Source organism: Clostridium nigeriense, assembly GCF_050585245.1.
GTDB classification, from domain to species: domain Bacteria; phylum Bacillota; class Clostridia; order Clostridiales; family Clostridiaceae; genus Clostridium; species Clostridium nigeriense_A.
In genome coordinates this window covers 149,332-174,415 of sequence record NZ_JBNOOF010000007.1, presented here as the reverse complement: position 1 = coordinate 174,415, position 25,084 = coordinate 149,332, and the positions used below count along the sequence as shown (strand labels likewise).

At 27.9% G+C, this 25,084-nt stretch carries 21 protein-coding genes, 1 riboswitch and 1 other annotated feature; of the genes, 5 read left to right on the top strand and 16 right to left on the bottom strand.

Features of this window, described 5'->3' with window-relative positions; genetic code table 11:
- Window positions 1-88: 88 nt before the first annotated feature.
- From ACQPUY_RS12370 to purR, 7 genes are all read right to left on the bottom strand, one after another.
- Window positions 89-1,228 (bottom strand): S1C family serine protease, encoded by a 1,140-nt coding sequence (locus tag ACQPUY_RS12370; RefSeq protein ID WP_430841544.1) that lies wholly within the window; start codon window positions 1,226-1,228, stop codon window positions 89-91.
- A 25-nt stretch (window positions 1,229-1,253) separates the two neighbouring features.
- A complete protein-coding gene (locus tag ACQPUY_RS12365) occupies window positions 1,254-2,672 on the bottom strand; it encodes a HAMP domain-containing sensor histidine kinase (RefSeq protein ID WP_430841543.1) in 1,419 nt (472 codons plus the stop codon).
- Window positions 2,673-3,359, bottom strand: a complete 687-nt coding sequence (locus tag ACQPUY_RS12360; RefSeq protein WP_430841542.1) for a response regulator — start codon at window positions 3,357-3,359, stop codon at window positions 2,673-2,675. It abuts the gene before it with no gap.
- Window positions 3,360-3,538: 179 nt separating this feature from the next.
- A complete protein-coding gene (locus ACQPUY_RS12355) occupies window positions 3,539-4,498 on the bottom strand; it encodes a ribose-phosphate diphosphokinase (RefSeq protein ID WP_430841541.1) in 960 nt (319 codons plus the stop codon).
- Between the two features lie 49 nt (window positions 4,499-4,547).
- Window positions 4,548-5,918, bottom strand: a complete 1,371-nt coding sequence (glmU, locus tag ACQPUY_RS12350) for a bifunctional UDP-N-acetylglucosamine diphosphorylase/glucosamine-1-phosphate N-acetyltransferase GlmU (protein WP_430841540.1) — start codon at window positions 5,916-5,918, stop codon at window positions 4,548-4,550.
- 210 nt (window positions 5,919-6,128) lie between these two features.
- The gene (gene spoVG, locus ACQPUY_RS12345; RefSeq protein WP_430841539.1) at window positions 6,129-6,413 is read right to left on the bottom strand and encodes a septation regulator SpoVG; all 285 of its coding nucleotides are present in this window, start codon (window positions 6,411-6,413) and stop codon (window positions 6,129-6,131) included.
- Between the two features lie 130 nt (window positions 6,414-6,543).
- Window positions 6,544-7,362 carry a pur operon repressor gene (gene purR / locus ACQPUY_RS12340; protein WP_430841538.1) on the bottom strand — a complete coding sequence of 273 codons (819 nt, stop codon included), beginning with the start codon at window positions 7,360-7,362 and terminating at the stop codon, window positions 6,544-6,546.
- A 277-nt stretch (window positions 7,363-7,639) separates the two neighbouring features.
- On the opposite strand from purR, the gene murC reads away from it, so the two are divergent.
- Both murC and ACQPUY_RS12330 read left to right on the top strand, forming a co-directional pair.
- A complete protein-coding gene (gene murC, locus ACQPUY_RS12335; RefSeq protein ID WP_430841537.1) occupies window positions 7,640-9,016 on the top strand; it encodes a UDP-N-acetylmuramate--L-alanine ligase in 1,377 nt (458 codons plus the stop codon).
- Between the two features lie 198 nt (window positions 9,017-9,214).
- The gene (locus ACQPUY_RS12330; protein ID WP_430841536.1) at window positions 9,215-10,033 is read left to right on the top strand and encodes a purine-nucleoside phosphorylase; all 819 of its coding nucleotides are present in this window, start codon (window positions 9,215-9,217) and stop codon (window positions 10,031-10,033) included.
- A 139-nt stretch (window positions 10,034-10,172) separates the two neighbouring features.
- On the opposite strand, the gene ACQPUY_RS12325 is transcribed toward ACQPUY_RS12330, so the two are convergent.
- The gene (locus ACQPUY_RS12325; protein ID WP_430841535.1) at window positions 10,173-11,252 is read right to left on the bottom strand and encodes a M24 family metallopeptidase; all 1,080 of its coding nucleotides are present in this window, start codon (window positions 11,250-11,252) and stop codon (window positions 10,173-10,175) included.
- A gap of 119 nt (window positions 11,253-11,371) precedes the next feature.
- Here ACQPUY_RS12325 and ACQPUY_RS12320 point away from each other — a divergent pair, with 119 nt between their 5' ends.
- On the top strand, window positions 11,372-12,070 hold the full coding sequence (locus tag ACQPUY_RS12320) for a metallophosphoesterase family protein (RefSeq protein WP_430841534.1): 699 nt from the start codon (window positions 11,372-11,374) through the stop codon (window positions 12,068-12,070).
- A gap of 264 nt (window positions 12,071-12,334) precedes the next feature.
- On the opposite strand, the gene ACQPUY_RS12315 is transcribed toward ACQPUY_RS12320, so the two are convergent.
- Together ACQPUY_RS12315 and ACQPUY_RS12310 are read right to left on the bottom strand one after the other, a co-directional pair.
- A complete protein-coding gene (locus ACQPUY_RS12315; RefSeq protein ID WP_430841533.1) occupies window positions 12,335-12,685 on the bottom strand; it encodes a hypothetical protein in 351 nt (116 codons plus the stop codon).
- Window positions 12,686-12,723: 38 nt separating this feature from the next.
- Window positions 12,724-12,882 (bottom strand): hypothetical protein, encoded by a 159-nt coding sequence (locus ACQPUY_RS12310; RefSeq protein ID WP_430841532.1) that lies wholly within the window; start codon window positions 12,880-12,882, stop codon window positions 12,724-12,726.
- Window positions 12,883-12,977: 95 nt separating this feature from the next.
- Window positions 12,978-13,246 (top strand) — a binding site (T-box leader).
- Between the two features lie 51 nt (window positions 13,247-13,297).
- Here ACQPUY_RS12310 and asnS point away from each other — a divergent pair.
- The gene (gene asnS / locus ACQPUY_RS12305) at window positions 13,298-14,692 is read left to right on the top strand and encodes an asparagine--tRNA ligase (protein WP_430841531.1); all 1,395 of its coding nucleotides are present in this window, start codon (window positions 13,298-13,300) and stop codon (window positions 14,690-14,692) included.
- A 350-nt stretch (window positions 14,693-15,042) separates the two neighbouring features.
- Here the strand turns inward: asnS and ACQPUY_RS12300 are convergent, their stop codons facing one another.
- From ACQPUY_RS12300 to xylA, 6 genes are all read right to left on the bottom strand, one after another.
- Window positions 15,043-16,095 (bottom strand): reverse transcriptase family protein, encoded by a 1,053-nt coding sequence (locus tag ACQPUY_RS12300; protein WP_430841530.1) that lies wholly within the window; start codon window positions 16,093-16,095, stop codon window positions 15,043-15,045.
- Between the two features lie 248 nt (window positions 16,096-16,343).
- Window positions 16,344-18,347 carry a retron Eco8 family effector endonuclease gene (locus ACQPUY_RS12295; RefSeq protein WP_430841529.1) on the bottom strand — a complete coding sequence of 668 codons (2,004 nt, stop codon included), beginning with the start codon at window positions 18,345-18,347 and terminating at the stop codon, window positions 16,344-16,346.
- Window positions 18,348-18,925: 578 nt separating this feature from the next.
- Entirely contained in the window at window positions 18,926-20,155 is a 1,230-nt protein-coding gene (locus ACQPUY_RS12290; protein ID WP_430841528.1) for a chloride channel protein, read from the bottom strand.
- A gap of 63 nt (window positions 20,156-20,218) precedes the next feature.
- Window positions 20,219-20,291, bottom strand: a riboswitch (Fluoride riboswitch).
- A 101-nt stretch (window positions 20,292-20,392) separates the two neighbouring features.
- The gene (locus tag ACQPUY_RS12285) at window positions 20,393-20,794 is read right to left on the bottom strand and encodes a hypothetical protein (protein WP_430841527.1); all 402 of its coding nucleotides are present in this window, start codon (window positions 20,792-20,794) and stop codon (window positions 20,393-20,395) included.
- Window positions 20,795-20,902: 108 nt separating this feature from the next.
- Window positions 20,903-22,357, bottom strand: a complete 1,455-nt coding sequence (gene xylB / locus ACQPUY_RS12280; RefSeq protein WP_430841526.1) for a xylulokinase — start codon at window positions 22,355-22,357, stop codon at window positions 20,903-20,905.
- A 61-nt stretch (window positions 22,358-22,418) separates the two neighbouring features.
- On the bottom strand, window positions 22,419-23,726 hold the full coding sequence (xylA, locus tag ACQPUY_RS12275) for a xylose isomerase (RefSeq protein WP_430841525.1): 1,308 nt from the start codon (window positions 23,724-23,726) through the stop codon (window positions 22,419-22,421).
- 180 nt (window positions 23,727-23,906) lie between these two features.
- Between xylA and ACQPUY_RS12270 the strand changes: the two genes are divergently transcribed.
- The gene (locus ACQPUY_RS12270) at window positions 23,907-25,055 is read left to right on the top strand and encodes an ROK family protein (protein WP_430841524.1); all 1,149 of its coding nucleotides are present in this window, start codon (window positions 23,907-23,909) and stop codon (window positions 25,053-25,055) included.
- Window positions 25,056-25,084 lie beyond the last annotated feature (29 nt).

The following is a 25,084-nucleotide window of genomic DNA, read 5'->3' as shown; positions in this document are numbered from 1 at the left end:
CTAATGAATGTTTGCATATTTATTATTATACTAGTTTTTTACAATAAGAAAAGGGTTTTAAAAAAAATAGCACCTTCATATAAGGTTGCTATTTTTTAATACTATCTAATTTTATTTTAATTTCTTCTACTTGACCATCCCTCATAACCTTACAAGTAATAGTATCTCCATTTTTCTTATTTTTAAGCATTTCAAGAATTTCACTAATATCATTTATTTTTTGTCCATCAATTTCAAATATTATATCCGTTGGCCTTAGCCCTGATCTATAAGCACTTCCATTTTGATTTATCCTAGAAACATATAATCCAACTACATTTGTTGTATTTTCATCGCTTATAAAGCCACCCTCTAGCACCCCTAGAATATCTTTTATTTCATTCGTAGAATTTACAACTTTTTCTAAAGAGCTAAAGTTTACTGCATAATAGACCCCGTTGTTTCCTACATCATCAGTTACTTTTTTACTAGCAACTCCAATAAGTTCACCATTTAAGTTACTTATTATACCCCCAGTATTAATTGTATTAATCGGAGTATTAACCTCTATTAAATCATAATTTTTTCCTTCAACATTAAGCTGTCTATTGGTAGATGTTATAATTCCTGGTATTATATTATCTATATAATCATCCCCTGTTGCATTACTAATAAGTACTATACTCTCTCCTTCTTTTTTTTCAGAGTCTTGAGCAAATTTTATTGGCATCAATTCTTCCTTATATATTACTTGAATTATGGCCATATCTATATCATCATTAAAAGCTACAACATCTCCCTTTATTGGCTCTGAATCTGTAATAGGTAATTTAACATAAATATCTTTCATATTTTTAATTTTTGAATAGCTAGTTAATATCTTACCATCACTTTCAATAATTATACCTGTAACATTTCCATCTATATATTTATCTTGATTTAATGCGTCTTCACTATCACCTATGGTGACAATAGATTCTCTAACCTTCTCAATTAAATTAGAATAATCTATACTTATATCTCCACTATTTGTCTTATTATTAATTTTATCTGCTAATTTTTTATATTTAATATTCATAATTATACTAGACACTAATATTCCAATTATAATAGCAATAGAGAGAAGAATTAGGTATCTTATAAAAATCTTAACCCTAGACCTTATCTTCTTTTGCTTAAACTGTATTGAAGGAAGGTTAATGTCTTGAAACTCATCTTTTTTATTCAACTTCTCTTTTCTTCCATTCATATTTTACACTCCTTCAATACCAAATTTACTTACTCTGTCTCTTTAATGTAAATGTAAACTTTACTCCTTTTTCAGGAATATTATTAACCCAAATATCTTGGTCATGTTGTGTTAATATTAATCTAACTATCGATAATCCCAATCCTGTACTGACTTTATTTGTTCTAGACTTATCTACTTTATAGAATCTTTCCCAAATCTTATTTATATCTTCCTTAGGTATAGTTGATCCACTATTAAATATACTTACATAAACAAGTTCTCCCTTAGTATACGTCTCTATTTGTATCCTTCCGCCTTCTTCTCCATATTTAATGGCATTTTCCATAAGATTAGTAACAACTTGTATTATTCTATCTCTATCTCCAAGACAATACTCATGGTTATTACTAAAAATCACTTCTACATTTATACTTTTCTCTTTTATTTTTCCTTGTAAATTTAATATACACAAAGTTATTATTTCATTAATATCCATCCTCAAAATACTTAGCTTAAACTTTCCTGATTCCATGGATGATATATCAAGAAGATCTGCTACCAATCTTGAAAGTCTTCCTACTTCATCATTAACTATATTTAAATAGTAATTCTCTTTATCCTTTGGAATTACTCCATCTATAATACCTGTTATAAATCCCTTTATTGATGTTATAGGTGATCTTAATTCATGAGAAACATTTGAAATAAACTCTCTTCTTACAGTATCAACTTTTTCTAAAGACTCTGCCATTATATTAAAAGAGTCTGCAAGCTCACCAATTTCATCTTCAGAATCTATATGCACTCTTTTTTCTACCTCACCCTTTGCTAATTTCTTAGCGGCATTATTAATTTCAGATAAAGGCTTCAATAATATTTTTTCAGCAAAATAATAAGCAATTATACTAGATAATACTACAGCACTTAATACAGCCAACCAAATTATAGTAAATAATTTTGATGCCCTAGCTTCTTTTGAACTTTCAATTAAAATAGTAATTCCATTGAAATTATTGTTATCTATTAAAGGTCTATAATAAGATTTAAGCTTTTTGTTTGACTTATTAACAAAATCTTTTTCTATCACATTACCTGATTTTAATAAATCCATCTCAGAACTAGGAATATCTATTTTTGTGTATTTTAAATACGATAGGCTATCGTCAGAAACTGCATATACATAACCTTGACTATCTAATATTATGGAATCCATATCTACTGAAACCTTAATTATCTTCATAGCATTTTTTAAATCTTCATAGCCCAATTCATTATTCTCATTTAAAAATTCCGTTGTAGCTTCTTCTATTATTTCTATATATTTGCTTGCACGCTCATATTCTTGATTTGAATACTCTCTATATATCATGGTTGTTAAAAACATCCCCACTAATATTAAGACTGTTGAGGTAATAGACGAAAAGGTAATTAAAAGCTTATATATTACACTTTTCTTTCTCATTTATTTCACCTCGAATTTATATCCAACTCCCCAAACAGTTTCAATTTGCCAATTATCTCCACCATTTATTTTTTCTCTTAATCTCTTAATATGAACATCTACAGTTCTTGAATCCCCAGGATAATCATATCCCCATACCTCACAAAGCAATTGTTCTCTTGTAAACACTTTATTTTTATTGCTCGCTAAATAATACAATAATTCAAACTCCTTAGGGGGCATCTTTATCTCTATCCCTCTATATACAACATTATATGAATTTACATCTACAACTAAATCCGAGTAATTTATAATTTCTGTGCCCTTTTCATCATAATTGTATCTTCTCATAACAGCCTTAACCCTTGCTAATAGCTCCTTTGGTTCAAAAGGCTTAACAACATAATCATCAGCACCTAATTCTAATGCTAACACCTTATCAAACGTATCTCCCTTAGCAGTTAACATTATAACTGGAATTTCATTATTTTTTCTAACCCACTTTAATACTTCTATTCCATCCATCCCTGGAAGCATAATATCTAGCAGTACTATATCTGGTTTAAAATCCATGAATAAGTTACATGCCTCTTTACCGTTATGACATCTTCTAGTCTCATATCCAGCACTTAGTAAATACATATTTATAACTTCACATATATTTTCATCATCATCAACAATTAATACTCTACCTAATCTATTATCCATAAAAATAACACCATCCTTAATCTTATTATAATTGATTTAAATTCCCTTTGATTACTTTTATAGCAATTATAAAACATAATTAATAATTGTAACAAATTATTAATTATATTTTATTATGATAAAAATAAAAAGCCTCTAAAAAGTTTTTGCTTCTTAGAGGCTTTTTATCCTAGTATGTATTAAGATTCGAATAATTTGCTTATTGGCTCATCATCATATATTCTCTTTATTGCTTCTGCAAACAAAGGTGCTACTGATAAAGCTTTAAATTTAATTAAATCATCTTTTTCTGGTAACTTTATAGTATTCAACATAACTAATTCTTCTATTGCAGAATTGTTTATTCTTTCAAAAGCTGGTCCTGATAAAACTCCATGAGTACAGCAAGCATATACATTCTTAGCTCCTAAATCCTTTAATGCATTAGCAGCATTTGCTATAGTTCCTGCTGTGTCAATCATATCATCTATAAGGATACATCTCTTACCTTTTATATCGCCTATAATATTCATAATTTCTGATACATTTGCCTTTGGTCTTCTTTTATCAATTATTGCTATTGGTGCATGTAATTTGTCAGCAAACTTTCTAGCTCTTGTAACACTTCCTAAGTCTGGTGATACAACTACTACATCTTCTTGATCATCAAATCCCTTTTCGACAAAATATTTAGCTAATATTGGCGATCCTAATAAATGATCAACTGGTATATTGAAGTATCCTTGGATTTGAGCTGCATGTAAATCCATAGTTAGTACTCTGTGTGCTCCAGCAGCAGTTAAAAGATCTGCAACTAATTTTGCTGTAATTGGATCTCTTGATTTTGCTTTTCTATCTTGTCTAGCATATCCATAATAAGGCATAACAACTGTTATTCTACCAGCTGAAGCTCTTTTAAATGCATCTATCATAATTAGAAGTTCCATTAAGTTATTATTAACTGGTGAACTAGTTGATTGAACTAAGAAAACATCAGCTCCTCTTACAGTTTCTCCTATATCAACTGATATTTCTCCATCACTAAATGTTGATACCTTTGATTTACCAAGTGGTAATCCTAAAATGTCTGCAATTTCTTTTGCTAGTTCTGGATGTGAATTTCCAGTAAATATTTTTATATTTTTTCCATGGGTTATCATTATATGAAGACCTCCTTAAAATTTTTGGCACTTTTGTTTATCTAAATAACTATTTGTTAGTAAGCCCACTTTTAGCTACCCAACCTTCAATATTCCTTTGTTTAGCTCTAGCAACTGCAAGCTCACCTTCTTTAACATCATTAACTATAGTTGAACCTGCGGCTATATAAGTGTTGTCTTCCACTGTAACTGGTGATACTAAATTTGTATTACATCCTATAAAGCTATTATTTCCTATTATAGTTGTATTCTTTTTCTTACCATCGTAGTTTACTACTACTGTTCCACATCCAAAATTACAGTTTTCCCCTACTTTAGCATCTCCTATATATGTTAAATGAGATACCTTTGTATTATTTCCTATATTTGATTTTTTAATTTCAACAAAATCCCCTATTCTAGCATTACTTCCAATTACTGATTCTGGTCTTATATATGCAAATGGACCAACAGTAGTTCCTTCACCAACTTGGCTATCAATAATAACAGAAGACTGAATTTCTACATTATTAAAAATTATACTATTTGAAATTCTTGAATTTGGATAAAGTAATACTCCTTCACCAATTTTACTATTTCCTTCTATTACATTCCCTGGGTATATTATAGTGTCTCTACCAATTTCTACATCATCACCTATATAAGTAGAATTAGGATCAATTAATGTAACTCCATTTTCCATATGTTTTCTATTTATTCTTCTTCTTAAGATCTCTTCAGCTTCAGCAAGTTGAACTCTTGAATTTACTCCAATAGTTTCTTCATAATCTATTGATAATGCCCCAACTTTCTTTCCTTCATCCTTTAGTATTCCTATAACATCTGTTAAGTAATACTCTCCTTGTTTGTTATCATTAGATAACTTTTCGAGTGAGTTTAATAAACTTTCAATATCAAAGCAATATATTGCAGCATTCATTTCATTTATCTTTAATTCTTCTTCAGTACAATCCTTATGTTCAACTATCTTTAATACTTCATCTCCATCTCTAACTATTCTTCCATATCCAGTTGGATCTTCGACAATTGAAGATAATAAAGTAGCAGCATTTTTATTTTTTATATGAGTTTCAAATAAATTTTCTATAGTTTCAGGCTTAATTAAAGGCGCATCTCCTGCAAACACACCTACTACACCTGTCTTATTTTTCAAGAAATCAACGGCGCATTTTACTGCATGACCTGTACCTAATTGTTCTTCTTGTAATGAATAAATAATGTTTCTTGAAGCAGTTTTTTCTTTAACTAAATCTGCTCCCTTTCCTATTATTACATCTATATCATTTATTTTAGCTTTTCTCATAGTGTCTATAACATGATTAACCATTTCTTTACCACAAACCTTGTGTAAAACTTTTGGTAAATCCGACTTAATTCTAGTTCCTTGACCAGCAGCTAAAATTAATGCACATTTATACATATAACCCACCTCACCATAAAAATTTAAGGACAAATTTATTATTTTTTCAAAAAACGTTCGTAAACATCTCATTCTATTATATTGTATTGATGGTACTATTTCAACCTTATATAAGGCTATATTAATCACTTTTTAATTCTATAACATATATATTCTAAAATAGAGCAAAAAAATAAAAGGGATATCCCTTTTATTTTTGATTAGTTCATATTAGCCAACCACTACTTCTGATTCATCCTCTAACTTAGCTTTTTCATAAGCTTCTAAGATTGATGCCTGAATTTTTTCTCTAGTGTCAGTGTTTATTGGATGTGCTATATCCTTAAACTCTCCATCTGGGGTCTTTCTACTTGGCATGGCTATAAATAATCCATTTTGTCCTTCGATTACCTTAATGTCATGAACTACAAATTCATTGTCAAATGTAACTGAAACTATAGCCTTCATTTTTCCATCAGAAGCTATTTTTCTAATTCTTACATCAGTTATTGTCATTGCACTACACCTCCGTCGCTATGATATAGATATAAAATTCTATAAAAATTGTAAAAATCCTCTTTTTATTTTCAATTTTTTTAAATTTTTTAAAAATTTAAAAATTTAGCAACTTCATGTAGTTCGATTTTTAATCTGATATTAAGCTAGAAGGTTTAACTTCTAACCCTTGTTCATCTTCTAAATTTTTAAGTTCAACTATAGAAATGTATTCATCTACTCTTTTTTGAGTAACTCCTATATTATCAATTAATACTCCAATTCCTATTAATTCACTTTCAAATTCATTCAAAAGATCCTTTATTCCTTGAGCTGTTCCACCACCTCTTAAAAAATCATCTATAAATATACATTTGCTTTTTGGTTTCATAGATCTCTTTGATAATGACATTTGTTGAATTCTGCCACTAGTTCCTGATACATAATTAATTGTAACTGTTGAACCTTCTGTAACCTTATTATCTCTTCTAATAATAACTAAAGGAATACCAAGATTTCTCGCAACTTCATATGCTAGAGGAATACCCTTAGTTTCAACTGTTACTACATAATCTACATCATTATCATAAAATACTGATGATAATATAACACCGGCTTTACTAACAATTTGTGGATTATACATTAAATCTGTCACATAAATAAAATTTCCCGGAACTATTCTACTCTTATCTTTTAACATTTCACAAAGATCTTCCGCAAATTTCTTCATACTTTCATTTTCTATTCCTGGAATATACTTTATTCCCCCAGCTGCCCCAGAAATGGTTTCAACTTTTCCCATTTCAAGTTTTTCTAATATTTCTCTCACTATAACTATATCTTCACTAATAGTAGATTTAGCTGCATTTAATAAATCCGAAAATTTATTAAGTCCTATAACTTTATTAGGATTTTCAGTTAAAATTTTTGTAATAGCAACTACTCTACTATTTCTGCTTAATTTTTCCAAAATATACCACCTACATTTTTATTATTTTCCGAATTATTTGTTAGTTTCAAGCATCTAATATTCATATTTTATTCTATATTTTTCTCAATATCAATAGATTTTAATCACTAATACCGTAAAATACTTATAATTATAAAATTTTTAATAAAATTTCACCAATTTATATAATATATAACTTTTTATGTGTTCATTTTCTTAAATTTGTATATAATTATAAAGTGAAAACTATTTAAGATTAATTTAGTAGATTATTCTTAATATAAAAGGAGTTGGTATTTTGTCATTCGATCTAAATAAAGATATAAATAAAAAAATACATTTTATAGGCATTGGCGGAATTAGTATGAGCGGTCTTGCTGCCCTTTTATTGACTAAAGGTTATAAAGTATCTGGATCTGACTCAAGAGAATCCGAAATTACAAATAAATTAAAAGATGAAGGTGCAGAAATTTACATAGGTCATAATAAAGACAATATAAAAAATGTTGACTTAGTAGTTTACACAGCTGCAATACCATCAGACAACCCTGAAATAATAGAAGCTAAAAATCAAAATATAGAGCTTTTAGATAGAGCTGAATTCTTAGGATTCATTATGAAAGGACATAAATATAATGTTGCTGTAGCCGGTACACATGGAAAAACTACTTCTACATCAATGTTATCTCATGTAACCTTAAAAGCTAATTTAGATCCTACAATATTAGTAGGTGGAGAATTAGATGTTATAGATGGTAATTTTAAAATTGGTGATAGTGAGTATTTTGTAACAGAAGCTTGTGAATATAAAGAATCATTCCTAAAGTTCTATCCTTATATAGGAATTATTTTAAATATAGATGCTGATCACTTAGATTATTATAGAGATCTAAATCATATAAAGGAAACTTTCCAGAAATTCTCTAATATAATTCCTAAGGATGGTTACTTAATTGGATATTGTGAAGATGAAAATGTAAATGAAATATTAAAGAAAGCTAAATGTAATACAATTAGCTACGGAATAGATGCTGGTGATGTAAGGGCTACTAACATTTCCTTTAATAATAAAGGATGTGCAACTTTTACTGTTTGCAAGGATGGAAAAGAATTATTTAATGTAACTTTAAGTACTACCGGAAAGCACAACATTTTAAATGCCTTATCAACTATTTGTGTGAGCTTAATATTCGATATTCCTTATAATGTAATTATAGAAGGTTTAAAGGAATGTAAGGGTGCTCATAAGAGATTTGAATATAAAGGCGAATTTAATGGAGCAACTATAATAGACGATTATGCTCATCATCCAGTTGAAATAAAAGCTACATTAGATACTGCTGAGATAATTCCTCATAAAAATATATATGCAGTATTCCAACCACATACTTATACTAGAACTAAGACTTTATTCAATGAATTCACTACTTGTTTTGATGATGTAGATGAACTTTTACTGATGGATATTTATGCAGCAAGAGAAAAAGATACTGGTCTTGTATCATCAAATCAACTTGGTGATGCATTAAGAGCTAAAGGTATAAACTGTACTAATGTTCACAGTCATGAAGAAGCTGCTAAATACTTAAAAACTAAAGCTTCAGACAATGACCTAATTTTAACTATAGGTGCAGGTGATGTTGTTAAGGTAGCAGATATTATACTAAAAAAATAATATTATTTTTTACTAACAGCTAATTAATCTTAATAATTAGCTGTTAATTTTTTTATAGCGTTCTGGATATCTTTTTACTACTCTACTAATAATATTGATATTGTTTGCTTTATGTGTTTCTTTTTATCTAATTTTAATTTATAATTTACAATACAATACTAATTTGATAAAAATAAATTTATTTATAGAGGTGATTTTATGGACTTATCAATGAAGATTAAAAATGCTGCAGATTTTATTATAAAAAAATCTAAGTATAAGCCTGAAATTGGGTTGATACTTGGTTCTGGTCTTGGTTCATTAGCTGACTCAATCGAAAATCCAGAATTTTATCCTTATGAAGAACTTCCTCATTTCCCTATATCAACAGTTGAAGGCCATGCAGGAAGATTAGTTATAGGTATGTTAAACGGAAAATGTGTTGTAGCTATGCAAGGAAGATTCCACTACTATGAAGGATATGAATTAAGTGAAGTCACTTTTCCCGTTAGAGTTATGAAACTTCTAGGTGTTGAAAAACTTATCGTTACTAATGCAGCTGGTTCAGTAAACACAAACTATAGAGCTGGAGACTTAATGATTATAACAGATCAAATTAACTTCTCTGGAGCTAATCCATTAATCGGTGCTAATCTTAAAGAATTTGGACCAAGATTCCCTGATATGTCTAGTGCATATACTCCAGAATTAATAAAAAAGGCAGAAGAAATTGCTAGTGGATTAAACATAGATACTAAAAAAGGTGTTTACATGATGTTTAGTGGTCCTACTTATGAAACTCCTGCTGAAATAAGAATGGCTAGAGTTATAGGGGCAGATGCAGTTGGTATGTCAACTGTTCCAGAAGTAATTGTTGCCGCACATTCTGGTATGAAAGTTCTTGGAATATCATGCTTAACTAACATGGCTGCAGGTATCTTAGATCAACCTCTAAACCATGAAGAAGTTATGGAAACTTCAGCTAAAGTAAAAGAAACATTTACTAAGCTTATGAATAAAATAATAGAAGAAATATAGAAATGTACTTTCACACGATGTAGACTGAATAATGTAAAATTAAAGAAGAAACTTCATTACGTCGTTTATAAAGTAGATATATTTCTAGTAATTCATCATTTTACATTTTAAAAAAGGAGCTTTTTACAGCTCCTTTTTATTATTTAATTATTGTTATATCTTTAGTTACTGAATTTAAAACTTCACATCCATCTTTAGTAACTAAAACTAAATCCTCTATTCTAACTCCAATATCATCTTTTAAATATATACCAGGTTCAATAGAAAATATCATTCCCTCTTTAACTTCTTCATGATTAGTTGAACTTACATCTCCAAAATCATGATCTTCTATTCCTATGCTATGTCCTGTTCTATGAGTAAAGTACTCGCCATATCCCGCATTTTCAATATAATCTCTTGCTGCTTTATCTATTTCTGAGAACTTAACTCCTTCTTTAACTTTTCTTATAGCACTTAGATTAGCTTCTTTAACTATGTTATATATTTCTGCATGTCTTTCACTTGGCTCTTCACCAAAGAAAACAGTTCTAGTCATATCAGAGCAATAAGAATTATAAACCCCTCCAATATCTATAACTATACTATGTCCCTTCTTTATAGGAGTATTATCTGAATGATGATGAGGATCTGCACCATTAGGACTAACTGCAACTATAGGTGAAAAAGAAAATTCGTTAACTCCATGTTTTTCATATATATCAACTAAAAGGTTAGCATAGTACTTTTCAGTTTTTTCTTCCTTTAAGTTATCCCAAAGTTCAAGCATAACCTTATCATTTATTTCTGAAGATTTTTTCATTAAAGTTATTTCTTCAGCATCCTTTATCATCCTTAACCTATCTATAATTGGAGATCCATTAACAAAAGCCTTTGCTCCATTATTATTTATTAATTTAATTAAGAAATGTGCTGGCCAATTTTTATCCACAGCTAATACGCTTTCTTTGTCCACAACTGTGCATAATATTTGTATTGGATCTTCAATATCTGTATACCAAATTAAATCCACACCTAAGTCCTCATAAACTGGGAATAACTTATTAACAATAAGCTTATGATTTCCATTAGTATTTAAATATAAAGCCACCATTCTTTCTCCTGGTGAAAACCACTTTCCTGTTAAATAAAATATAGCAGGTGGTGATGATACTAGCATTTGATTTAATCCTTGATTTGACATCTCTCTTAATACGTTATTTACTCTATTTGTCTTCATAATTAATTCACCTCTATTCATATTTATACCTATAATATAACTCATGAACAAAATAATATCTATTTATATCAATAATTTATAGTGCTATAATTAAATATATTTATTTAGGAGGATTGATTATGAAAATAGCTGCAATTTCAGATATACACGGAAATATATATTCACTAATGAAGGTTTTAGAAGATATAGATGAACAAAAAGTAGATTTAGTAGTTTGCCTTGGCGACTTAGTAGGATATGGTCCTCATCCAAACGAAGTTGTGTCTTTAATAAAAAGAAGAGAAATGCCTTGCATAAAAGGAAATTATGATTCTTCTGTAGTAGATGGAGCTTTTACATTTATAAGAGATACTTCAATTAACTCCTTTGCACTTCCTTGGGCCTCTGAAGAAGTTAGAGCCTCAAATAAATTCTATTTATCTCAACTTCCTACTGAATTAAATTACGATATTAATGGAGTAAAAATTAAGTTTACCCACGGTAGCCCAAGTAAAATAAATGAATATTTATTTGAAGATGGGGAAAATACTAAAAAAGTTATGGAATCATTAGAGGAAGATGTCTTAGTTTGCGCTCATACTCATATTCCTTCTTATAAGAAATTTGGTGATAAAGTATTTATAAATACAGGAAGTGTTGGTAAACCTAAGATTGGCCGTCCAAATGCTACTTATGTTTTAATAGAAATAAAAGAAGATAAAACTGTTGATGTTAAATTTAGAGAATTAGAATATGAATATAAAAGAATAGTTAAAGATGCTCAAATGCTTCACTTTCCAGCACAATTAATAGCATCTTACGAAAGCGGAACTGAATAAAAAAGTACATCTATTAATTTTGCTTATTCCGTCACATTCGCTCCAAGTCATCACAAAATTAATAGATACACTTCAAAGCTGAATGATGGAAATTATAAAATGTTATTCACAGGGTAACATTTTTATAATTTCCTAAAAAGTAAAAAAAGCAGTAAATATGTTATATTAGTCGTTCCGTCGCAAGCTCCAAGTCGCTCTAACACAACATATTTACTGCTACAAACTAAAGGTAATAATTCCCCATTATTCGGAATTATATATTCATCATACTTTTCTATACCAAAAAATACTTTCAATAAAGTTATCATTATAATATAAATCATATGAAACTTTATCTACTTCTTCTCTTTCAACTAACCTAGTACCTACGACTCTCCTCTTATAAGGAGCACTAGTATTTAACCCATCAATTTGCACTCTATAAAGGTTATCTTGATAAATGAATGTTTTAAATATTGGCTGTGCTTCAAAAGTTAATTCTAATATTTTAATATATGTTTCTTGACCTAATGAACTCTTTCGTAAGAATTCCTCTAAAGCTAGTTTATTGTTAATTCTATTAACAGGATCTGAAATTATACTAATTGTTACAATATCTTCGAAGCAATATTTCAAAATCGTATTACCTCCACCTAAAATATTTATCTCTTTTTTTACTTTTCATTTTCTCTAAGATATGCATCTATTTGATTACATACCCTCTCCATAACTTCCATTAAGCTATTTTTATACTCTTCTGGATATGTTATTAACATACTTTTTAGCTTATTTAACTCGATAAATTTTTCTTCTAAATAATCTTTATCACTCATCTGACTCTCCCTAATTTATTTCCTAAAATTATCTTATGATTTAAAGTTGCAAATGTTAGTAAATTGATGTAAAATCTTAATAAACTGTATATACTATTATTACTATGACGAGAAGAGTAGCTATATGGAAGTAGTTTTAGCGAGTAAGGAATGGTGAAAGCCTTATACGAAGCCTTTAGTGAAGAACATCTCCGAGTTTCTAACCGAACAAGTAAAAAATTATTATATTTATAAAATAATTTTTATTTAAGTAGACTTAGACGGATTCAAGCCGTTATATCTTGAATGACATTATATAGTGTCAGATGAGTGGCTATTTATAGCAACTTGGGTGGTACCGCGAAATTATCCTTTCGTCCCTTGTTTTGGGATGAAAGGTTTTTTTATTATATAAATTTAACTAGGAGGAAAAGAAATGAGTAAAGTTGTTTATGTAAAATCTCTTTATAGAAACCAAGAAGAATATTTATCTAAAGAAATTAAAATTTCTGGTTGGATAAGAACATTAAGAGCATCTAATGCTTTTGGATTTATCGAAGTAAATGATGGTACTTTCTTTAAGAATGTGCAAGTTGTTTTTGATAACAAAATCGAAAACTTTAAAGAAGTTTCAAAATTACCTATTAGCTCATCAATTACTGTTATAGGTACTTTAGTAGCAACTCCAGAAGCTAAGCAACCTTTTGAAATTCAAGCTAAGGAAGTTATAATTGAAGGAATGTCTAGCTCAGACTATCCTCTTCAAAAGAAAAGACACACTTTTGAATACTTAAGAACTATCGCTCACTTAAGACCAAGAAGTAACGCATTTTCAGCTGTATTTAGAGTACGTTCAGTAGCAGCTTATGCTATACACAAGTTCTTCCAAGAGAGGGGATTTGTTTACACTCATACTCCATTAATAACTGGCAGTGACTGTGAAGGTGCTGGAGAAATGTTTAGAGTAACTACTTTAGACCTCCACAATGTTCCAAAGACTGAAGATGGAGAAATTGACTTCAAAGAAGATTTCTTTGGAAAAGAAAGTAACCTTACAGTATCTGGCCAATTAAATGCTGAATGTTATGCATTAGCATTTAGAAATGTTTATACTTTTGGACCTACTTTCAGAGCTGAAAACTCAAACACAGCAAGACACGCAGCTGAGTTCTGGATGATAGAACCTGAAATTGCTTTTGCTGATCTACAAGATGATATGGAATTAGCTGAAGATATGCTTAAATATGTTTTAGAATATGTTTTAGCTGAATGTCCAGAAGAAATGGCATTCTTCAATCAATTTGTTGATAAAGGAATCTTAGATAGATTAAACCATGTAGTTTCATCTGACTTTGGAAAGGTAACATATACTGAAGCAGTTGAGATATTAAAGAAGGCTGATAAGAAGTTTGAATACCCAGTTGAATGGGGAATTGACTTACAAACAGAGCATGAAAGATATCTTACTGAAGAACACTTTAAGAAACCAGTTTTCGTAACTAATTATCCAAAGGATATTAAAGCTTTCTATATGAGATTAAACGATGATGGAAAAACAGTTGCTGCAACTGACCTATTAGTTCCAGGAATCGGAGAGCTTATAGGTGGAAGTCAAAGAGAAGAAAGAATTGATATCTTAACTAAGAGAATGGCTGATCTTGGCCTTAAAGAAGAAGATTATTGGTGGTATTTAGAGCTTAGAAAATACGGAGAAACTAAGCACGCTGGATTTGGATTAGGATTTGAAAGACTTATTATGTACATTACAGGTATGTCAAACATCAGAGACGTAATCCCATTCCCAAGAACTACAGGACAATCTGAATTCTAATAAAAAAATCCTAGTAAATATTATATTTACTAGGATTTTTTTATCGTAACCTAAATACGTTTGGAGAAATTAATATTAAAATATATTTCACTCTTCATTAATATATTTTAAACTTATATTAATACAAATTATTTCTACAAGCACCTTTATTATCTAAAGCTCTAAACTTAATTTTAAAAATATTAGAGAGTATTATATTTTTTTAATTAAGCTTACCTCCTTAATATCCTTGTACACATTAAATTCTTTTAAATATTTCGCCATAAATCCTTACTAATAACAAATTAAAAATTTTCTTATGTTTAATTTTCATACACAAATAAATAATTAAAATACTTTTACAAATTAATCTATTTTATAGAGTTAATCTTAAATACAATTTTTTCTATTCTATTTATTATTTTTCTTGCCCTAATAAGAAATTTCTCATCTTCAGAATATTTTATTATAGCTATAATAAATGCTCTATTTCCAGTAAGATAATTTATCAAGCTATATTTCCCTTCAAATTCAATTGCATCTTCTCTTAAATCTACTCTAATTTTATTGTTTAGATCTTCAAAATTACTTTTCGTATTCTTCCAATTCATATTTTCTATAACAAATAGTATTCTTGAAATATTCTCCAACTTCTTTCTTGATAATCTAACACTTTCACCAATAACATATCCATTTAAAGATAACTCCTTCTCTGACCTTATAGTCTTACAGTAGTTAATATTAAATCCTTTACTATTAACTATTTCATCTATTCTTTTTAAGAAAGCTTTATTATGAACATATTTACTTTGAGATGAAAATAATAGGTCATCTGCATATCTTGAGTATTCTATATCTAACTTTCTACAATATTTCTGAATCCTAATATCTAATTGCCTAAATACTATATTAGATATTAATGGAGAAGTTATAGCCCCTTGAAGCACTTTCTTTTTATTTGTAATTATAGAAAGAGTATATTTAATTAATTTTTCTCTCTCTTTTTCACTTAATTTTTCGCTTACTTCAAAGTAATGAGATAATACGTCCTTTAATAACGAAAAACTTATACTTCCAAAGAAATCTCTAATATCTAGTCTAAGGTAATACTTATCTTTATAAAATGCAGTATGTGGAATTAAAAAATCTATATAGCTACGTCCATTTATAAATCCATATGCACAATCAGCAAGCATAATATTACTTAAAAAATTTCTTGATATTTGTTTTTGTATATTATATAATTTTGATTTTTTATTTATAGAATATATTTTACGAATACCTACTTTTTTAGAAATATTATAATGCTCTCCATAATATTCATTTTTTTCATTTTGCTTAATTGCTAATTTTAAGTTTTCCTCTGATATATTTAATATATCATCAAAAAAAGTATTATAGTCTTCTATTTTCCATATTCCCATAATAAACTCCTATAAAAAGGCCCCCGTTTCCGAGAGCCTGTGTGTGATAAGTACTTCTCATATTTCCGCGCCGCGAGCTTTAACACGTATTATATAGTGTAAAGTAACGAGTACGCAGAATTGTAATTTATCTCTCCTTGGTTTTTTACTATTGAAAATAAATTCTTTTTAAATCTACTTTCATAACTTCATCAAGGTTAATCAATACTATATTTTATACTGATCATTGTTACTACTCATCTAATATATCATACCATAGATTCAATTTTTTGCATAATAAAAAATAATTCAGGGAAATCCTTTTTAAAAGTATCTTTTTTTAATAAATCATCTTCAAGTACATTAATATATTTATTAATATAATAATTCATAAAACTAATTATCCATCCATCCGTCTTACTTCCAATGGATGATCTTAATTTAATTATTTTCTCTTTATTTTCTTTTGATAATCTATCTTTATTAATTTGTTTTAACGTTTCAAGCGTATCTAATTTCCCATTACATATTAATCTTATAATAGTTGTTCTATATCCTACATCTTCTTTTCCTAATATGGTTTTATCTCTATCTAAAAGATTATTTAATACATTTAAATCGCATTTATTTTCTTCTTTAATCCAACTAATTATTTTAGGCAAAGATTGTTGTGTAACTATTAAACCTTCGACTGTAGTTGATACAGGAAATACATTATATTGAGCACAATAATGCTTTATAAACTTTAATATTTTTTCAAAATAATAGTCCTGTATATAATATAAATCATATACTAATTTGAACTTACTACTAGTTAACATCTTTGTTATGTATTGTCTTAAATTATATGTAAAATGCTTTTTATAATCCTTTTTTGAGTAGTATAAAAGCTGCTCCTTTTTATATAGATTTATATTACTCAAAGGATTAACTAACTCGTCACTATTAACTTTAAAATACCCCTCTTTAGAATCTTTTAAATATGTAAACTTTATTATTTTATCCATATCTACTAATATAATATATGGAATATTAAATTTTATTATTTCAGGATTAATGAATCTTAATTTAGTATTATTGGAATTATATGGATAAAAATTAACTTTGGATATAGATGGAAAAATGGTTTTAATTAGCTTATGAGATAATAATTGCATTTCTGATGTTCCTTCAACAAATACTACAGCCTTTGAAAAGTAACAATTTGATTCATTTATTGTCAAGATTGGCTTATTAATCTCTTCAACAATTTCATTCATCTTTTCAATTTTAGTATAACCTTGAACCATTGAAGCTCTAAACATTGCTGCTCTTATATCTTGCTTGATTAATTCGCTTACTAAATTAGGTGAATGAGTAGATATTAAAATATTTATACCTTTTGATGAATTATTACTAATGGCTTTAACTAAACTATCAATATATTGAGGATGTAATCCAATTTCTGGCTCATCAATTATTAACATTGGATTTTTCCATCCTGTACCTGCAAGATTAGGTACTAGATATAATAGAAGTTTTAAATATTTAAATGAGTTTAATCCGTCTGAATAATATTCAAGTTTATTTCCATTTGGAAGAAACTGATCACTTCCAAATCTAGTTATCAAACTATTTTTAAATCTATTTGTATAATCATATTTGTTTATTTTGATATTTTCTTGATTAAATATTTTTTCAATTATTTTTAAACTTTTTACATACTTATCTCCATATATATTTTCAAAGGAGTTATCCAATTCCTTTTCTAAGTCTTTATCATTTAGCTTTAAAGTAGTCTGTGATAAATCACTCATTATTTCCCAAATAATATTCCAATCCTGTAAATCTATAAATCTAGTATCAATTAGATATATTGGAAATAACCTATGTATTATTTTTAATAATTTTTTATCATTAGGATACCATCTAATTGAAACATCTCTATATTGTACTAATTTGATAAATATTTGATTTTTATCATTCATATATCTCCCTAAATAATCCAATGAGTCCTTTATATATTGATTTGGATTTTTTATCATTAATTCAGATAACTCATAAACCAATGTTATTTCCATCCTTTGTATATATGGATTACTATTATCTATTACATCTTCTAAAATAGAATGTTTATTTAAATTATCATAAAAATAATTTAAAGCATCTAATAGATTAGACTTTCCGGATCCGTTTCGACCTAAAAAACAATGTATATCATAATTATTATTAAGATTAATGTCTATTTTTTTTAGAGATTTAAAATTTCTGATCTTTATTGAATTGATTGGCATTATTACCTCCAATTTATTATATAAAATAATATACTATTATTTTTAATTTCTTACCAATAACATTATATTACAAAAACTACCATAAAACTAGCTAGTTGTTATTTAAATTAAATTTTATTTTTATATCTAGAATATATAAAAGCATATACTATTTAATTTTTCATATAACGTAATTATAAAAATCTTATATCTATAATAAAGTTCATAATAATATACTATAGACTTAGCTAGAAATTCATTAATAACTCACTTACTTAAGTAATGATGTTGTTTATCCATGAAATATATTAATGTATTTAATTAATGTGGCGAAACAATATTAAGTCTTTACTAATAAGATAAAATCTGAATATAATTTCATGGTTAATGAACCTAAAGAAGAAGTTATTATAAACAAGTCTTCTATAGAAAAAAGCATCCCATTTTAGTCTATTTAAAAAAATGAGACTTATTTTTTGATTCACAGTGATAAAAGTTCTACTTCATCTTTTTACAATGTTGAACTTGTTGTAATAGATTTTACAGCCTTAGCTTTTACTGCTAAAAAACTGAAAATACAAAAGGAAGTACTTAATTCATTATTTTTCTACATTTTCTAACGATATCCCTTTATGTTTTTCTAGTCTTTTTAATTTAGGAGTATTAATAATTTGTGCTCCATAAATTCCATTGTGTCCTATTATATAGTAACTAATAAATGCTCCAATTATATAATAATGAACAGCTTCTGCTCCAAATAGATTAATACCTAGCATAATAGTAGTAATTGGAGTATTAGTAGCACTTCCAAAAACACAAATCATTCCAATGGCTGCTAGTAATGAAGGTTCTATATTAGTTAAGTTACCTATAGCACCACCTAAAGAGGCCCCTATATCAAATAATGGAGTAACTTCTCCCCCTTGGAATCCAGCTCCTAAAGTTAATGCAGTTAATATTAATTTCTTTATTGGATCTAAAAGAGTTACACCCCCTGAAAAACCACTATCAATAAGCCAAGTACTTAACCCCTCAAACTTATATAATCTAAATATTATAATTACTAATAAAACTACTGTTGCTGATATTATTGCTCTAGATATATTATTTTTTATATTTTTACTATAAAAGCCCTTAACCAAATGAATTCCCTTTGCAAATATTCTTCCAAAAACGCCAAATATAATCGAAGATATTATTACTACCAATAATGTATATATAGAAATGCTAGGTATAGCTTTTATTAAATGACTTGCGTGACTTATACCTAATGCTTCTGCAACAAAATTAGCTGTATAAGATCCAATAAAGCAATATATCATTGCCTCATAACTGAGCTTTCCTATAAAGCATACCTCCATACCAAAAAATGTTCCAGCAAGTGGAGTTCCAAATACTGAACCAAAGGCAGCACTTATTCCAGACATAATTAAAATTCTCTTTTCCTTGTGCTCCAGCTTAAAAATATTAGCTATTTTATTTGTTACAGCGCCCCCAATTTGAACTGCTGTACCTTCTCTTCCTACTGATCCTCCAACCAAATGAGTTAACACTGTAAAAATAAATGTTAAAATTGCCATTCTAAAAGGAACTTTTACCTCCTTTTGAACACTTTCAATAATTAAATTATTTCCCCTATTAGATCCCTTTCCATACTTTGAATATATATATGCTGTTAATACTCCTATTACAGGAATTAAAAAAATTAAATATGGTAAACTTTCTCTTAGTGTTGTAACTAATTCTAATGATCTTAAAAATATTGCTGATATAATACCCATTATAATTGAAGCTATAATAGTACAAATAGTTAATTTAAAACTTCTCATCTTATGCCTACCTTTCCCAAATAATTAATTCACAAAAATAAAAAAGACTATGGCTCTACGATTAAAATCATAGAAGTCATTAGTCTTACTTGACGGTTTAGATTTCTCATGGGAGAACTTCATCCCCAATAATTATTCGTATTTTACTTAAATATTATAATACTAAAATTTATAAAAATCAATCTATCTATATAGTTATCATACATCCAAATACTTATTTAAAATTTCTATACTAAACTACTTTTTTCTACTCATATAAATTATAAATGATATTATTGATAATAATATTTGTACAATGCTAAGAATAATAAATTCACCTGTTGCTAAATATATATCTCCTAATACTCTTATTGATATTAATAAGCTTATAAGAAATATTACTCCCATAATAAGTGAAATTATTATTCCCTTATTTTCTTTAGATAAACTAAAAATTCCTGCGATTAAATTACCTAATCCATAAAAAACTATTGCAATAATTCCTGGAATAATCCAATTTGTAAAAGGAAGCCTAGATAACCATTCTTGTGGGTATTCACCAAACCTTCCTGATATCATTATAATACCACAATAAATTGCTCCTAATGCTAAAAACAAATCATAAATTGCTAAAATTAATTTCATTTTATTATTTTTCATGATTATCACCCCTTAATGAAATAATATCATATATTTTGTATTTATCAATATATTTTTATTGATAAACAATATTTTTTCATTTCAAAAAAGCTGAGTTTTCTCAGCTTTTTATATATTTTTTATATTTTCATATACTCTTTTATAATGAGCATAAACTTCTTTATATGCTTGTACTGACTCTTTATTTGGATAATAACATTCCTTTTCCTTTACTATTACCTTTACAGCTTTCTCAAATGAATCAAACCACTTTAAAGAAACAGCTGCAATAATTGATGCTCCAAGGGATGGACCCTCTTCTATTTTTAAAGATATTATCTTTTTATTAAATATATTTGCTTGTATTTGAAGCCAATCCTTAGACTTAGCCCCTCCACCTACTGAAATTATATCTCTATCATTATCATCTTCATAAATACTAAAGCAATCTTTTAATGAGAATGTTATTCCTTCAATAACTGCTCTTGCAAAATGATTTAAATCATGACTTTTATCTATTCCTATAAATGTTCCTCTAATTTTACTATCTGTATATGGAGTTCTTTCACCTACTATATATGGAGCAAATAATAATCCATTAGCTCCCTCTTTAACATTAGAAATACCACTTAATAATTCCTCAAAGCTTTTATCCTTTGCAAATGTATCCCTAAACCAAGTTAGTGAATCTCCAGCAGAAAGAGTTACCCCCATAGAATAATAGCTATTTGGTAGTACATTATTAAACATATGAATCTTTCCACCGTAGTTCTTATAACATTCTTCATATTTTAAATATACACCAGAAGTACCTATACTTAATAAGTCTCTATTTCTATTTATTATTCCTGATCCTAAAGCTGAACATGGGTTGTCAGATCCAGCTGGAAAAATTTTAATACTTCCTTTAACATTTAATTTTTTCTTTAACTCATCATTCAATTCTCCTACACATTCAATTGAATTATATATCTTAGGATACTTTTCTAAATCTAAATTCAAAAAATTTGCTATCTTTTCTGACCACTTTCCCCCTTTTACATCTAGCATTTGAGTTCCTGCTGCATCAGAGATATCTGTACATATATTGCCTGTGTATTTAAATACTAAGTAATCTTTAGGTAAACAGAATTTTTTAGTTTTCTCCCAATTTTCAGGCTCATTTTCCTTTACCCATAATACTTTTGGAAGTGTGAATCCTTCTAGACTTTTATTCCCTGTAATTTCAATTATTTCGTCCGAAAAATTATCCATGATATACCGGCATTGCTTAGTAGTTCTTGTATCATTCCATAGAATACTTCTTCTTATAGGTTTATTTTCATTATCTAATAATACTAAACTATGCATTTGCCCAGATATACTTATGGCTCTTAGATCATGTTCTTCTAAATCATTAGTTATTTTCTCTAAAACTTTAACTGACGCATTATACCAATCCTCTGGATCTTGTTCAGAATATCCCTCCCTATTATTATATAAAGGATAACTTTCTGAGTGCTTTAATACAACTTCTCCTTCTCTACTTAGAGCTATTCCCTTAATAGAGCCTGTTCCTAAATCTAAACCTATAACATATTCCATAAAACATTCCCCCATTATTTAATAAATTAGGGAGACTTTTGCCTCCCCATTTACTTCTATATTAATATATTAAATCATTTAATTTAGATTTTACATATTCTATATGTGATGATTTACTCTTAACTTCTTTTACTGATAGTGCATATTCAGTTAAATCTTCTAAATCAGTTTCACCATTCAATAATTTCTTGCCTACTTCATTTTCATAAGATGAATATCTATCCTTTTTAAGATTATCTAAATATCCATTTTCTATTATTCTTGCTGCTGCCTTTAATCCTCTTGCATAAGTGTCCATTCCAGCTATATGTGCTAAAAACAAATCTTCTTGTTCAAAAGAACTTCTTCTAACCTTAGCATCAAAATTTATACCACCATCATGTAATCCGCCATTCTTTAAAATCTCTATCATTACTAAAGTAGTGTCATATACATTTGTTGGAAATTCATCTGTATCCCATCCCAATAATGAATCTCCTTGGTTAGCATCAATTGAACCTAAAGCATTATAATTTCTAGCTATATTTAATTCATGCTCAAAAGTATGACCTGCAAGCATTGCATGGTTTGCTTCAATATTTAGTTTAAAGTCTTCCATTAAATCATATCTTTGAAGGAAGGCTAATGTAGTTGCAGCATCAAAATCATATTGATGTGCCATTGGTTCCTTTGGTTTTGGCTCAATTAAGAAAGTTAATTTATGATTAATTTTCTTTGTATAAGCTACTGCCATTTTATATAATCTTGCTATATTTTCTTCTTCAAACTTAATATCTGTATTTAAGAAACATTCATATCCTTCTCTTCCACCCCAGAATACAAAGTTTTTACCACCTAATTTTTTACTTATATCAATTCCCTTTTTAACTTGAGCTGCTGAAATCGCATAAACATCTACATTAGGACTTGAAGCAGCCCCATTAACGTATATTGGATTAGAATGTCTATCTGCTGTATTCCATAGAAGCTTAATTCCTGTCTTGTCCATCTTTTCTTTCATATAGTCTGTAATAACATCTAAGTTATTGAAGAATTCCTCTAAGTTATTTCCAAAAGGAGCTACGTCCATATCATGGAAGCAAAAATATTCGACCCCCAATTTTTCAAAGAATTCAAAAGCAGCATCAACCTTATTCTTTGCTGTTTCCATTGGATCTTCTGTATTCCAATTTCTTATATTAGTAGCCTTTCCAAATGGATCTGATCCATCTTGATTAAATGTATGCCAGTAAGCAACTGCAAATTTTAAATGCTCTTTCATTGGCTTTCCTAAAACTACCTCTTCTGGATTGTAGTGATGAAATGCAAATATGTTATCTGTTTTTGGTCCTTCATATTTAATTTTTTCAATATTATTAAAGAAATCCATATAATCACCCCATAAATTTTAATTAGTTAGTTTTTCTATCTAACTCAATCATACACCTTGATTTTTTCAATGTCAATGTTTACATCGATATTTTTTTCAATTTTTATCCAAATATTGATTTTGAACTTTTTAATTTGCTATGCTATATTATTTATAAACAATCATTAAGGATGGTATGCAATGGAAAATAAGTTTAACATTAGAAAAACTAATATAGTTGAGATATTAAATTTACTTTATAATAAACCTAATATTTCTAGAATATATATTTCAAAGCTTATAAATCTTAATAAAGCTAGCGTTTCAGAAATTATTAGCTTATTAATAGAAAAAGAAATAGTTTCAGAGATAGGTACTGGCAATGGTAGTTCTAGTGGTGGAAGAAAACCTATTCTTCTCAAGTTAAATGAAAAAGCTGGCTTAAGCTTAGCAATAGATTTAGGAATAGATTATGTAAGTTATTTACTGACTGACTTAAATAAAAACATCCTTACTTATAATCATTATGAGAAAGTAGTTAATAAAGACACAGTAGTTGATATTATAATTAATATCATTAACTCCTTAGAAAATTATATTGGAGAATATATTTATGGATTAATCGGTGTTAGTCTAGCTATTCATGGTAGAGTTTTTAAAGATAATATCAAATTTACCCCATACTATGACCTAGATAAAATAAATCTAAAAAAAGAATTATCTAACATTATACCAAATATAAGATTTCATTTAGAAAATGAATCCAATTTAGCTGCTATTGGAGAATTTGAAAACTCTATGGATCAATTAAAAAACTCAGTTGTTATAAATGTTCATTCTGGAATTGGTGCTGGAATTATAATTAATGAAAAGCTTTATACAGGATTTGAGGGACGTGCAGGCGAAATAGGACATATGATTCTTATTCCAAATGGGAAAAAATGTCCATGTGGAAATAATGGATGTTTTGAACAATACTGCTCTACTCCAGCTTTATTAGAGGATTTTAATAAGAAATCAAATTTAAAAGTTAGAACAGTGAAAGCTCTTTGTGATTTATATAATTCTAATAATAAAGCGGCTATTGAAACTATTTCAAATAACATAGAGCTTATGGCCATAGGAATTACAAATATATTCAACTATTTTGCCCCTGATAATATATTTATACATAGTGAATTAATTGACTATATTCCAGGATACTTGAATTTAATTAATAATAAAATAAATTCTATTTTCTCAAAGGATATTACTTTACTACAAAATAAATTAGATGGTAAATCAAATTTATTTGGAGGCGTAACTCGTTGTGTTTATGATTTTTTAAATGAATTTCCAGATATAATATAAATTATTTTTTATTAATTTTTAAATAATAA

Coding starts and splice junctions, on each gene's coding strand:
- glmU (WP_430841540.1), bottom strand. CDS start 5,918: ATGTATAAATGTGCATTAATTTTAGCTGCTGGTCAAGGAACTAGAATT.
- ACQPUY_RS12320 (WP_430841534.1), top strand. CDS start 11,372: ATGAAAATAGCTGCAATTTCAGATATACACGGAAATATATATTCACTA.
- ACQPUY_RS12325 (WP_430841535.1), bottom strand. CDS start 11,252: ATGAAGACAAATAGAGTAAATAACGTATTAAGAGAGATGTCAAATCAA.
- ACQPUY_RS12270 (WP_430841524.1), top strand. CDS start 23,907: ATGGAAAATAAGTTTAACATTAGAAAAACTAATATAGTTGAGATATTA.
- ACQPUY_RS12370 (WP_430841544.1), bottom strand. CDS start 1,228: ATGAATGGAAGAAAAGAGAAGTTGAATAAAAAAGATGAGTTTCAAGAC.
- xylB (WP_430841526.1), bottom strand. CDS start 22,357: ATGGAATATGTTATAGGTTTAGATTTAGGAACAGGCTCTATTAAGGGA.
- ACQPUY_RS12365 (WP_430841543.1), bottom strand. CDS start 2,672: ATGAGAAAGAAAAGTGTAATATATAAGCTTTTAATTACCTTTTCGTCT.
- ACQPUY_RS12330 (WP_430841536.1), top strand. CDS start 9,215: ATGGACTTATCAATGAAGATTAAAAATGCTGCAGATTTTATTATAAAA.
- spoVG (WP_430841539.1), bottom strand. CDS start 6,413: ATGACAATAACTGATGTAAGAATTAGAAAAATAGCTTCTGATGGAAAA.
- ACQPUY_RS12360 (WP_430841542.1), bottom strand. CDS start 3,359: ATGGATAATAGATTAGGTAGAGTATTAATTGTTGATGATGATGAAAAT.
- ACQPUY_RS12355 (WP_430841541.1), bottom strand. CDS start 4,498: ATGATAACCCATGGAAAAAATATAAAAATATTTACTGGAAATTCACAT.
- ACQPUY_RS12300 (WP_430841530.1), bottom strand. CDS start 16,095: ATGGGAATATGGAAAATAGAAGACTATAATACTTTTTTTGATGATATA.
- xylA (WP_430841525.1), bottom strand. CDS start 23,726: ATGGATTTCTTTAATAATATTGAAAAAATTAAATATGAAGGACCAAAA.
- ACQPUY_RS12310 (WP_430841532.1), bottom strand. CDS start 12,882: ATGAGTGATAAAGATTATTTAGAAGAAAAATTTATCGAGTTAAATAAG.
- ACQPUY_RS12285 (WP_430841527.1), bottom strand. CDS start 20,794: ATGAAAAATAATAAAATGAAATTAATTTTAGCAATTTATGATTTGTTT.
- ACQPUY_RS12290 (WP_430841528.1), bottom strand. CDS start 20,155: ATGAGAAGTTTTAAATTAACTATTTGTACTATTATAGCTTCAATTATA.
- ACQPUY_RS12295 (WP_430841529.1), bottom strand. CDS start 18,347: ATGCCAATCAATTCAATAAAGATCAGAAATTTTAAATCTCTAAAAAAA.
- asnS (WP_430841531.1), top strand. CDS start 13,298: ATGAGTAAAGTTGTTTATGTAAAATCTCTTTATAGAAACCAAGAAGAA.